This window comes from Nocardiopsis sp. NPDC055879, from assembly GCF_053615935.1.
The window spans coordinates 222,402-234,627 of sequence record NZ_JBSHCT010000004.1 but is presented as its reverse complement, the minus strand read 5'-3'; the positions used below and the strand labels follow the sequence as shown (position 1 = coordinate 234,627).

Here is a 12,226-nt window from a genome sequence, read left to right as displayed (position 1 = left end):
ATGAACGCCATGAACGGCGCGGAAGGCGAATACCGCACGGATTCACAGGGCCCGATCACCGCCCGGCCCGTCGTCGCGGAGGATACGGTGATCGGGTACCTGTGGTTCGCCCACGCTCCACAGGAGCATGCCGCCGGCTTCATCGCCGTACCGGGAAGCGCCGTCGCCACGGCGCGGGCCACAGAGGTCTGGGAGACGAGGCTGCGCGAGGCCGCGCGTAACGGGATCTCCCCCGAGCAGGCGGTACTCGACTGGATCGGCGTACCCGCGGACCAGGAGGCGGGAGCGATCCCCGCCGGATCCTCCACCTGGGAGGCCGAGAACACCGGCGCACTGTCGCGGGAGCTCCTCGCGGGCTTTCAGGGACGAGGCGACGAGGAGCCTCGTGTCCCGGGGCCACCGGTGTTCGACCGGTGGAGTGACGAGGCTCTCTCTCCGGTCCTGGTCGGCAGGTCCTACGCCCCTGCCACCGATGGGCCGGTACTCTACGTCCCCGTCACCATGGGTGATGTGCTCATCGGCTACCTTTGGGCCTCGGAAACCGACGACGCCGCCGACTTCCAGCCCCTGCTCCCGCCCGATGTCGAGGCCAACATCGCCCGCGGTTGGTGGATCATGGAGCACGTACGCCTGCACGGCGAGGGACTGACACCTTTGGAGGCCCTACGCTCCTGTGTGGGCACCGTGGACGACCGCCACGGTGGCAGGGTGGACGCCGAAGCCACCGAGTCCCGAGCCGAGAGCCTGGCGGGACTCCGCGACATCGCACGCAGGTGAAGCTCGGTCCCGGGTCGTCGGGGCCCACGGACGCACCCCCTCGGCACGACAGGAGAGCCTGTTGACAAAAACCTCGGCCAGACCCGCGCTCGTGGGCCGCGCCACCGTCGCCTCGCTGTTCCTCCTGGGACAGTTCGCCTTCCCCGCCGTGGCCGGAGCCGACACCTCCGAGGAACCACCGACGCTTCCACAGGTCCACGAGTTCAAGGGGGAACAGCAACCATGCGGCCCCGAGAGCACCGACACCGTCGATCGGCTCCCCTGGACCCACAGCTCGTTGGGCCTGGACGAAGCGCATCGGCTGAGTACGGGGGCGGGTGTCACGATCGCGGTACTGGCCCCCGAACTCGACGCCACCGGCCCCGCTCTGGAGGACGCCGTGGACCAGGGTGAGACGGCGGACTGTCTCGGCTACGGAACCTTCGTGGCGGGTATCGTCGGCGGTCGTTCGTTCGAGGGGAACGGAGCCGTGGGCGTGGCCCCCGAAGCGACCCTGCGATTCGTCCCGACCGGGTCGCCGGCTACGGGGGTGGCCACGGCCGGGGAGATCGCCTCGGGGGTGGCCACGGCGGCGGACTCGGGCGCGTCCGTCATCCTCGTGGCCACGTCGGCGTGGTCGGGCTCGACGGAGCTGGACCAGGCGGTGGAGGCCGCGACCGAGGACGGATCGTTGGTGGTGGCACCGGCGACCGTGAACACCTCGCGCGGCCCCGTCCCCGGACACCCCGCCCAGCACACCTCGGTGCTCGCCGTGGCGGGCCACACACCCGAGGGCCCGCCGTCGATCGAGTCTCCCCTGCCGCTCCCGGACGGTACGCCCTCCCGGGTCGACCTCCTGGCGCCGGGTGACCGGGCCGTGGCCCCCGGGGTCGGCGGCGGACACGTCACGGGAAGCGGAGCCGGGGTGGCGGCCGCCTTCGTGGCCGGGACCGCCGCACTGCTCACCGAGCGTTTTCCGGACCTGGGCACCGAGGAGCTACGGGACCGGTTGCTCGCCACGGCCTATCCGTCTCCGGGCGGGGACGATGACCCCGTGCACGGGAGCGGGCGGGTGGACCCCGTGGGCGCCCTGCTGTCCCACCCCGCCGAGGAATCCGTCACGGTGGCGGGCGACGTCTTCGTCCCGGACCCCTCACCCCAGGGGACGTTGGAGGCACTGCCCACCTCCCTGGTCGCGGGCGGGTTCGCGCTGCTGATCGTGGTATGCGGTCTGGGCGCCGCGGTGGTGCGCAACGGTCGCGCCCGTTCGTGGCGACCCACGGCACAAGGCGAACCGGTCCCCATCGGCCCCCCACCCGACCCCTTGCGGGACTGAACGGCAGCGGGGCCGAACGTGCGGCGGGCCGCTCCGATCGGAGCGGCCCGCCGGACACGATTCACCTTCGCGACGTGCTCAGGAGTCCTCCCGCTCCTCGGCGATCGCCAACTGCACCTCGACCGGGTCTCGTCGGGAGATCCACAGGGCCCGTCCGGGCTGCATGCGGCGGGCTCGGACGGAACCGAACAGCATGCCCTCCGAAGGCGGGGTGGAGAGCATGATGCTGGGTGTGTTGAGGTCGATCAACGACCGGATGAAGGGGTCACCGGCCGCACGGCCGAACCCGCCGGCCGCGTGGACCACGATGACGTGCATCCCGATCTCGGCCCCCTGCGCGATCAGCGGCAACAGGGGGGACATCGGGCTCGGCCCACTTCCGGCCACCAGTTCGAGGTCGTCGACGATCACGAACAGTTCCGGCCCGTTCCACCAGTCTCGCGAACGGATGCGGTCCGGCGTGATGTCGGGACCCGGAACCCGAACGTCCATGGCCTGCGCGGCGGCCTGCATCATCTCGCGGACGCTGTCGGCGGAGACCCCGTATCCGAGTTGCATCTCCTTGGGTACGGCGTCGTAGAGCTGACGGCGCTGATCACCCAGGACGACCCTCGCCTCCGACGGACCGTAGTGTCTGCGGATGGCGTTGGTGATGTGCCGTACGAGGTTGGTCTTACCGGACTCGGTGTCGCCGATCACGAGCAGATGGGGTGTGGCCCCGAAGTCGTGCCAGAACGGCTGCATCCGACGGCTCTCCAGCCCCAGGGGCACCCGGAGCACACCGCCGGTGCCGTCGAGGTCGGAGGCCGGGAGTTCCTTCGCGCGCAGCTTCGTGGGGAGGGTGCGCACCGGTGGCACCACGGGACCGTCCCAGGCTCCCTTGACCCGTTCGACGATCTCCGCCATGCCCGCGGAGGCCGTCACCGAGTCCGACACCCCGTCCGCACGCGGGAGCGCGCTGAGGAAGTGGTGTTTGTCGTCGGTGATGCCGCGTCCGGGGATCTTGGGAACGGTCTGCGCCGCCCGCATGTGGACGAGGGAGTCGACGGGGTCGCCCAGGCGGAGTTCGAAACGGGTGCCCAAGAGGTCACGGACACCGGTGTTGAAGTCCGCCCAACGCGGTGAGGCGACCATCACGTGCAGGCCGTAGTTGAGGCCACGTTGGACCAGCTGCACGATGGGCGCCACCAGGTCCATGTTGTCCTGGCGGATGGTGCCCCAACCGTCGACCACGAGGAAGACGTCACCGTATGACTCTTCGGCGAACTCACCGGCGGCCCTGCGCGCACGATAGGTCGCCATGGAGTCGATCCCGTGGTCGGCGAAGAACGCCTCCCGGTGGTCGAGGATCTCGTGCATCTCCAGGATGGTGCGGAAGATGCGACGCTCATCGGTGCGAGCCGCCACACTGCCCATGTGGGGCAGGTCCTTGAGCGCCTGAAGCAGGCCGCCACCGCAGTCGATCGCGTAGAACTGGACCTGGGCCGGGGTGTTGACCAGCGCGAGGCCGAGGATGAGCGAGGCCAGGAGCGTGCTCTTGCCGCTCTGCGGGCCGCCCGCCACACCGATGTGGCCGCCGCTGCCCGCCAGGTCGACCGTCATCGGCGACCGACGGTGCTCGAAGGGGCGGTCGACCACACCCGCGGCGACCCGCAGCGAGCCCTGCTTGTTCCAGAGGACCCCTCCGTCGGGGATGTCGTTTCCGATCGTGCTGTGCAGTTCGTCCAGGAGCGGGGGGAGCTTCAGGGGCGGTAGCCACACCTCCCGGGCCGCGGGCCCATGGCCGCCCAACCGCTCCAGGGCCAGATCGAGCAGGGCGATCTCCTCGACCTCCTCCACCGGTTGGGCCTCCGAGGGTTCCTCGGGCACGGTGACCGGGGAGTCGGTGAACAGGACCGTCTCCAGGCCGGCGCTCTGACCGGTACTGACCGCACGTCGACTCACCCGATAGGGACCGGACACGTAGGCGGCCTTGAAACGTGTGAGCGTCTCGGTGTCGGTCTTCAAGAACCCGTTTCCCGGCGCGGAGGGCAGGCGGTGCGCGTCGGGCACCCCCAGCACCCCCCGGCTCTCGATCGCGGAGAAGGTCCGCAGGGCGATCCGGTAGGACAGGTGGCTCTCCAGCTGGTGCATCCGCCCCTCGTCCAACCGCTGTGACGCCAGCAAGAGGTGGACCCCCAGGCTCCGTCCCAGCCGACCGATCATCACGAACAGGTCCATGAAGTCCCGGTGCGCGGCCAGCAACTCGCTGAACTCGTCGACCACGACGAACAGGGTCGGCAGTGGCTCCATCGACGGATCCGACTCCCGCGCCTTCTCGTACTCGTGCACCGAGCTGAAGCCGCCCGCGGCGCGCAGGCGCTCCTGGCGGCGCACCAACTCACCGTGCAGGGCGTCCTGCATGCGCTCCACCAGGATGGCCTCGTCGGCGAGGTTGGTGATCAGCGCCGAGGTGTGCCGGAGCCCGTCCAGACCGATGAAGGTCGCGCCACCCTTGAAGTCCACCAGGATGAAGTTGAGGGTGTCGGGGGTGTGCGTCAGGGCCAGGCCGAGCACCAGGGTGCGGAGCAGCTCGCTCTTGCCCGAACCGGTCGCGCCGATGAGCATGCCGTGCGGGCCCATCCCCCCCAGCGCCGATTCCTTCAGGTCCAGTTCCAGGGGGGCGCTGTCCGAGGTCATGCCGATCGGCACCCGCAACCGATTCTTCGGGTGCAGTTCCCCCCACATCCGCTCCGGGTCGTGCGTGCGCAGGTCACGGATGCCCAGCAGCGTGGTCAATTCGAAGTCCGTCTTCAGCGGTTCGTTCACCTCGGTGGTGACACCGCCGGCACGGTAGGGGGCCAGCAGTCTGGCCAGGGTGGACGCACGAACCGCGCTGAGGGTGTCGGGACGCCCCAGGCTCTCCTCCGTGTCACGACCGGAGTGGTCGTTCCCCAACATCACGAGTTCCTCGGAATCGACGCGCAGCGCCAAGGTGTGGGGATCGTCCTCGGGTGGCATCGGGTCGTCGACGTCGATGACGACCGTGTTGCGGTATCCGCCCCCGAGCAGGCGCGACCCGGGCGGGATACTGCCTCCGTCCACGATGATCACGGTGAAGGGCTCCTCCCTGTCCGGAGTCGCCGAGGGGTCGAAGCGTGGACGGTTCATGAGGTCCTCGGAGAGGGCCTGCTCCAGGTCGACGGCGTCGGTGAAGAGCAGACGCAGGGTCCCCGCACCGTCCCGTTTCGTCTGATGCTGGGCATGTGGCAACCACTTGGTCCACGACCAGTGCGGCATCGAACCGGCGGAGGCACAGACCGCGATCCTGAGGTCGTCCGGGGAGTGGAAGACCGTGAGCTGCCCCACCACGGCCCGGGTGAGCCCGCGCGATGCGGAGACCTGCCCGCGCATCGTCACCCGCGCGTATCCGCGCAGGTACACCTGGACCGGTTGGTCGCCCACCGTTCCGTAGGCGTGGATGAAGCGTCGCAGCGCGTGCGCGCTGAGGGGTTCGAGGTCCTCCACCGGTTTGGACGAGATCGGGGAGATCTTCATGGACAGCGCTTGCGCGCCGACACCCACCCGGACCTCGCCGAAGTCCTCGTCGTCGATCCGTCGCTCCCACAGTCGCGAGGTGCGCACGATGGACCACAACGCGTCGGGGTGGGGTGCCCGCCAGAGCATGGCGTCCCGTTGCTCGGTGACCACACCGCGTAGGCGGACACGCATCTGGCGCAGGTAGCGCAGGTAGTCACGGCGGTCGTCGTTGAGCTTGGTCCTGCGTTCGAGCATCCCGCGCAGGTACTGGCCGCCGAGCATGGCGACGGCTCCGACGAGCATCATCCCACCCGCGATGAAGGGCATGACCGTGCCGCTCATTCCACCGGGGCGCATGATCATCATGAGCATCGCCATCGAGGTCAGCGCCATCGGCAGGTACATGAACACCGAGGACATACTCGACTGCTGAGCCGTCAGCTCGGGCGGCTCCTGGAGGGCCACCTCCCCCGAGGGGAGCTCGGGGCCGGGCCGTCGGGGCGGTCTCCGCACACGGATGGTACTCAAAACCGGGGTCTCCTTCGAAGGGCCGGATGTCGGCCCAGAGGATAGGGATTTCGGGTTACGAGCAGGAGGCGGGAAGGTCACGCACCCGTGAGCGTGAGTGGCCCATAGAAGCTACCGTTCCCAAGCAATAACACGAAGACAGAGATTTAACCCAACACAACATCAAATGTCACCCGAAAGGTGTTAACCTCCCAATCGCCAAGACCCCGTCGATCGGCCCCCAGGTGAACGATTCGTCTACCGGCGACCCTTGTCGCCTCCTGATCCGCGCCCCTGAGCGTTCCTTCGAGATAGCGGCACCGGTCGAGATACCACTGTCCGAAATCATCCCCACGCTGGTCCTTTACGCCGAGGGCGACGAGGGGGAGGACCTCGACGAGGCGGGTCTGGAGCACGATGGATGGGTTCTCCAGCAGCTGGGTGACGAGCCGCTCGAAGAGGACGAGACGCTGGCGTCGCTCGGGCTCTGCCACGGCGAGACGCTCTACCTGCGGCCCCGGCGCGACCAGCTGCCCCCGGTCCACTTCGACGACATCGTCGACGGGGTCGCCAACGGCATCGCCGAGCGCCCGGACCGCTGGGAGCCGAACCACCTCAGGGTCCTCCTCCAGGTGTTGGGGCTGGTGGTGCTCTTCACCGGTCTGACCGTCATGGCCGGTTCGGGGCGTGACCTGTTCACCGCCATCGGCGCCGCGGGCTCCTCCCTCCTCATCCTGGCCTCCGCCTGGGCGGCCTCCAGAGCCATGAGCGACCTCACCGCCGCCAAGGGGCTGGCCGGCATGGCGACGCTCGCCATGGGACTCGCCGGCGCCTGTGTGCCCACCGGAGAACCGGGAACCATGCTTCTCGGTGCGATCATCCTCACAGCCTCCCTGACGGCGGCGGGCGCCAGTGTGCTGGGGATCGCGGCCGTCGCGGGGGCGATCCCCTTCTTCACCGGACTCTTCGTCGTGGAGGCGCTCGGGGTCATCGCGGGCCTCAGCCTGATGTTCCTGCCCGGCACCTCCACCGTCCAGGCCGCGGCGGTGGCGGGTACCGTCGCCCTCTTCCTCGGTACCTATGCCCCCCAACTCGCGTTCCGGCTCTCCGGTCTGCGCATGCCCGCCCTGCCCGCCAACCCGGATCAGCTCCAAGAGGACATCGCCCCCTTCCCCGCCCGAAGGATCCTCGATCGGACCACGCTCGCCGACGACTTCCAGACCTCGTTGTACGCGTCCACCGGCGTCGTACTCGCCGTCTGTCTGACGGTGCTGTCCATGGGACCGGGCTGGGCGCCCAGAACCCTCTCCGTGATCATGTGTCTGGTGATGCTGCTCCAGACCCGTGGACTCAACAGTGCTCGGCAACGGATCCTCATGACCGTCCCACCATGGCTCGGACTCATGGTCTTCGTGGTGGACCTGGCATGGAGCGCGGAGCCCGTACCACGCCTGCTCGCGGTGGTCGGCCTGTTCACGGTCACGACCCTGTTGGCGGTGGTCTCCTGGTCACTGCCGGGAAGACGGGCGATCCCCCATTGGGGTCGGGCCGCGGAGATCATCCAGGGGATCCTGTGCGTGGCGATCGTTCCCCTGATCCTCGCCCTGTACGAGGTGTACGGACTCCTGCGCGGAATCGGGGGCTGACATGCAGTCGCGTCGTGACCGGGTGATGGCCTACAACTTCACCGTGGGGCGGTTGGGGACGGCGATGTTGGTGGGTGACCCCGACGCGGTGGACGCCCCCATGCGCCGCACGCGTGGCGGCACCTACGTCGGCCTGGGCCTGGGGGCACTCCTGTGCATCGGATTCCTCGTCTTCGGCCTCATCATGCCCGGCGGAGCCACTGCCTGGCGCCAGGAGGGCGGAATCGTGATCGACAAGGACGGCGGCGCCACCTACCTGTACTCGGAGGGCACGCTGCGTCCGGTCGACAACCTGGCCTCGGCGCGTCTGATCGTGGGCGACGGCGCAAAGACCAGCCTGGTGAAGCAGGCGTCCTTGGAGGGCACTCCGGTGGACGGACCCGTGGGGATCCCGGGCGCCCCCGACGCCCTGCCGGAGGAGGACGCCCCCGCCGTGTGGCGGTACTGCGCCCTACCGCCGCTCGAGGACCAGGACTCCCCGCGCGGGCGAACCGCCCTGGTCGCCGGAGACGCGTCACCGCCCCGGTCCCCCGAAGCCGACCAGGGCATCCTGGTGTCCGATCCGGACGGCGCGGTGTACCTGTTGTGGGGCGGGCAACGACTGCGGGTGGAGGAGGAGTCCGGCGGATTCCAGGCGCTCGGCTACGGCACCAGCCCCGTCCTGACGGTCTCCAACGCGTTTCTCGGCACGATTCCAGAAGGACCCGACGTCGAGGCACCGCCCGTGACCGGGGCCGGGGAGCCCGGACCGGGTTCGATGGACGCCGACCACCGTGTCGGTCAGGTGTTCGCGGTCTCCACCCCGGGTCAGGAGGACCAGCACTACCTCCTGACCCATGAAGGCCTGGTTCCCCTCACCCTGACGGAGGCGTTGCTCCTCCTCGCGGATCCCGATGTCTCCGGTGCCGCTTACGGCGACACCTCGCCCGAGGCCGTCCCTCTCAGCGCCTCCGAGGCACACCGGGCCCTCGCGTCCGGAGCCTCCGCACCGGAGAACGCGAACGGACTCCCCACCGCTCCACCGACCGCATTGGACCTGGGGTCCGCGGTGCCCTGTATGCGTTGGGAAGAGGACGGGTCATCGCTCCTGACCGTCGACGACCCCAAGGAGATCCAGGCCTGGCCCGTCCAGGATCGCCCCTTCGTCGCCCCCGGTTGCCCGACCCCCGACCTGGTGGGAATCCCCTCCGGTGTGGGCGGTGCCGTCAAGGCCTTGCCCGTGGGCGGCATGGAGGCCTCCCCGACCTTCTTCGTGGTGACCGACACGGCCGCCAAGTACCCCGTGGCGGACGACGCCGCGCTCGGCGCCCTCGGATACACGGCCGCCGAGGCCGTCTCGCTACCGATGTCCCTACTGCGAGTCCTGCCCACAGGACCGCTGTTGAGCCAAGAGTCCGCCCCGCTGCCCTTGGCGGCCTCCCCTCGGGCCGGGGACCAAGCCTGTCCCTAGCCAACGACAACAGTGGAGATGATGCAGATGTCCAGAACACGTAATACCGATGAGGCCAACCGACTCGCCCAGGAGGCGATGACGGAGGCCCACACCCAGTGCAACAACATCTACACGAACGTCGACGACCTGCGCGACGGGCTCCGAGCCTCCTGGCACGGAGCCGCCTCGAACCGATACAGCGAAGCCCTGGTGGGATGGCTGGAGGAACTCCGGCTCATCACCAACGACATGAACCAGATGATCGGTACCTACGGCGGCACAGTGCAGGCCATGAACCAGGCTGAGGACACGGCGATCGTCACCGGATCCCGGTGGATGGACGACCTCAACCCCAACCAGGCGGGCTGACGACCGCACCCGATGTCCCCGTACGAAGACCCCTGAACAGTACTTCCGAGACGAGGTAGAGCACATGCAAGGATTCGACGTCAGCTACGGCCAGGTGGACGAGGCGACCAGCCGCCTCTCCCAGCAGACCGAAGCGGTGGCCCGACAGATCGAGGAACTCGACCAGAAGATGCAGACGCTCCTGGCCGACATGTCCGGTGAGATGAAGGAGAACTACCAGACCAAGGTCTCCTCCTGGCGCCTCAACGTCGCGGACATGCGGACTCTGCTGGGCAAGGCGCAGACCGCACTGAACGAGATCCGGAACAACTACTCGGGCACGGACCGCCGCGAGGCCATGAACTGGTCCGCCCTCCTCTGAGCCGGTCCGCACCGGGCCGACGCGTGCGCACCCCTCCCCCGTCGAGCCCGTCCTAACGGGGCCGGACCCGTCCGACCACGGGTCCGGCCCCCACCTCCCCACGTTCGGATGACGCCCACCGAATGGGCGGCAAGGAGACAGAACAGTGGCCGAATCGCCATACGACTTTCGTTCCGCTCTCTCTGGTGAGCCGGGCCCCCTGGTGGAAGAAGAGGGCGAAGAGGCTCAGGCGGAACTCCTCTCCACACTCACGACCCAGACCAACTCGTCCTCGGGGTCTGGTGGTGCCCCACTCAACCTGAATTTGGCGAACGGCCTGCTGGTGATGGGCAATTCCTCCGGCTCCCTGGAGGTCGACACCACAGACCAGAGAGTGGTCATCGATCCGGAATCGCCCTCCGAGGTCGGTCGGCGCGATGGGGAGGTGGTTCTGGGCACCACCGATGAGGCCACCCCCCTGTGGACGGGTCAGGCCGTGGAAGGCGAAGCGCTCCAGCCGATGGTGAGCTCCAAGCTCGCCCCGGTCTCCGAGGGTGTGCCCGCCTCCAGCGCGACCATCCCGGAGGGGGAGGTGACCGAGCCGCAGGAGAACCCGGTACACGTCGTCTCCGTCCAAGAGCCCGATCCATCCGACCTCGGCGAGGACTTCTCGTCCACGAAGGGCACGCCCCTGGCGGAGGCCGTTTCCTCCGAGTTCACGCCGATGACGGAGAGTATCCCGGCCACGGAGGCCATCTCGGTCGAGGAATCTCCTGACTCAGCCGACGCCACCGGCCCGGTGGTCACCGTCGACCCCGAGACGGGCGAGACCGTCATCCTCGCCGAGGACCTGCGAATCACGGTCGGCCCCGAGAACGGCCAGGTCCGGATCGAGCCCTCGGACGAGAACGTCCCCCTCGCCGAGGACACCGCCCCGATCACCGTCGACGCCGGCGGCATGACCATGGTGATCGACCCCGAAACCGGCACCCTTGAGGTGGCCCCGGTCGAGGGAGAGTCCACGGACATCACCGTGGAGGTCGGCGACCTGCGCCTCGTCATGGACGGGGAGACCGGCGAGATCAGCGTCGATCCCGCGGAGGGCTCCGTCTCGGTCGACCCCGACACCGGTCTGGTGACCATCGAGCCCACGGAGACCGAGGGCGGCGAGAGCGGCGAGAGCGGCGAGGGCGAGGAGAACGAGGGCGCTACCGGTGGCGACGAACATGTCGAAGACACCGGTCAAGACACCGCGGACCATGAGCAGGGCACCGATGGCCAAGGTGACCATTCCTCTGGGCAGGGGCAGGGGCAGGAGCCAGGGATGCCCGGGACCGTACCGGGTGGGACCGGCGGAATCCCCCAGGGCGGGTACGGCGGCGGCGAACCGGACGAGCAGGTCGCCGGTGAGAGGGGCGAAAGCGACGGCCAGGGGGGCGACTCGGAGTGGTCCGAGGTCTTGGCCCCGACCGAGATCCCCGAGCCCGCTGAAATGAGCTTCCTCGAACCCGGACCCGACCCCGGGCAGGCTCCGAGCGAGGAGCGAGACGAGCCCACTCCGGACGGCGGCCGGCCGAGCGGCGACGGGAACGGGGGCGAGGACGGCGAAGAGCAGGTGCTGAACAAGCTCGCACCCGGACCCGACACCGAACCGGATCCGAACGAGGACCAAGACGAGCCCACCCCGAGCGGCGACGAAGAGGACTCGGAAGACGAGAAGGACAAAGAAGACGAGGAAGACGGCGACGGGGACGGCGACGGGGACGGCGACGGGGACGGCGACGGGGACGGCGACGGCGACGGGGACGAGGACGACGACGGGGACGAGGACGACGACGGGGACGGGGAGGAGAAGGACGACGAGGATGGCGATGACAAGGGGGATAAGGGTGGCGGAGGGGAGGGCGGTGACGGTGGAGACACGAAGGACAAGGGAACGAAGATCGACCTTGACCGGATCGCGATCTTCAGGGACGAGTTCATCATCAAGGTCCGCGATGCGCTGGAATCACAGACCCCCAACTTTTACGACTACAGCGGCGGCGCAAGCTCGGAGGGCGCCGCACAGGTCACTCGCTTGGGGGACCCTTCGCTCCTTGAAATCGCCGGTGTACTCGGCAGCAGACTCGACCAGTCCATGGCGATGCTCCACTCGATCCTGATCGAATTCGAGGAAGAATTCGAGGGGATTCAGGATCGCCTGCACACGAACATGAACATCTTCGATGACTTGGAAAGCGACCAGGAACTCACCGCCGGCCAGGTAGCACTCATCATGGACGGATCTGAATCCGCTTCGGGCGGAACTCCGACGCCCTGAT

8 protein-coding genes are annotated in these 12,226 nt (G+C 68.6%); 7 read left to right on the top strand and 1 reads right to left on the bottom strand.

Annotated elements, in window-relative coordinates:
- On the top strand, positions 1 to 777 hold the full coding sequence (locus tag ACWGKS_RS06500; RefSeq protein WP_452521968.1) for a hypothetical protein: 777 nt from the start codon (positions 1 to 3) through the stop codon (positions 775 to 777).
- Between the two features lie 61 nt (positions 778 to 838).
- Positions 839 to 2,092 carry a S8 family serine peptidase gene (locus ACWGKS_RS06495; protein WP_452521966.1) on the top strand — a complete coding sequence of 418 codons (1,254 nt, stop codon included), beginning with the start codon at positions 839 to 841 and terminating at the stop codon, positions 2,090 to 2,092.
- 78 nt (positions 2,093 to 2,170) lie between these two features.
- Here ACWGKS_RS06495 and eccCa read toward each other — a convergent pair whose 3' ends face one another.
- On the bottom strand, positions 2,171 to 6,139 hold the full coding sequence (gene eccCa / locus ACWGKS_RS06490; protein ID WP_358507999.1) for a type VII secretion protein EccCa: 3,969 nt from the start codon (positions 6,137 to 6,139) through the stop codon (positions 2,171 to 2,173).
- A gap of 224 nt (positions 6,140 to 6,363) precedes the next feature.
- Here eccCa and eccD point away from each other — a divergent pair, with 224 nt between their 5' ends.
- The 5 genes from eccD (at position 6,364) to ACWGKS_RS06465 (ending at position 12,225) form a co-directional block, all read left to right on the top strand.
- Entirely contained in the window at positions 6,364 to 7,764 is a 1,401-nt protein-coding gene (eccD, locus tag ACWGKS_RS06485; RefSeq protein ID WP_358507998.1) for a type VII secretion integral membrane protein EccD, read from the top strand.
- Between the two features lies 1 nt (position 7,765).
- Positions 7,766 to 9,214, top strand: coding sequence for a type VII secretion protein EccB (gene eccB, locus ACWGKS_RS06480; RefSeq protein WP_358507996.1), 1,449 nt, complete (start codon positions 7,766 to 7,768; stop codon positions 9,212 to 9,214).
- A gap of 27 nt (positions 9,215 to 9,241) precedes the next feature.
- Positions 9,242 to 9,565, top strand: a complete 324-nt coding sequence (locus ACWGKS_RS06475; RefSeq protein WP_358507994.1) for a hypothetical protein — start codon at positions 9,242 to 9,244, stop codon at positions 9,563 to 9,565.
- 64 nt (positions 9,566 to 9,629) lie between these two features.
- Entirely contained in the window at positions 9,630 to 9,926 is a 297-nt protein-coding gene (locus ACWGKS_RS06470; RefSeq protein WP_358507993.1) for a WXG100 family type VII secretion target, read from the top strand.
- A 145-nt stretch (positions 9,927 to 10,071) separates the two neighbouring features.
- Positions 10,072 to 12,225, top strand: coding sequence for a hypothetical protein (locus ACWGKS_RS06465; RefSeq protein WP_452521962.1), 2,154 nt, complete (start codon positions 10,072 to 10,074; stop codon positions 12,223 to 12,225).
- The last annotated feature ends 1 nt before the right edge of the window (position 12,226 follow it).

What these genes read in the sequence shown, in the direction of transcription:
- ACWGKS_RS06470 (WP_358507993.1), top strand. Translation starts at nt 9,630, where the DNA reads ATGCAAGGATTCGACGTCAGCTACGGCCAGGTGGACGAGGCGACCAGC.
- ACWGKS_RS06500 (WP_452521968.1), top strand. Translation starts at nt 1, where the DNA reads ATGAACGCCATGAACGGCGCGGAAGGCGAATACCGCACGGATTCACAG.
- eccB (WP_358507996.1), top strand. Translation starts at nt 7,766, where the DNA reads ATGCAGTCGCGTCGTGACCGGGTGATGGCCTACAACTTCACCGTGGGG.
- ACWGKS_RS06475 (WP_358507994.1), top strand. Translation starts at nt 9,242, where the DNA reads ATGTCCAGAACACGTAATACCGATGAGGCCAACCGACTCGCCCAGGAG.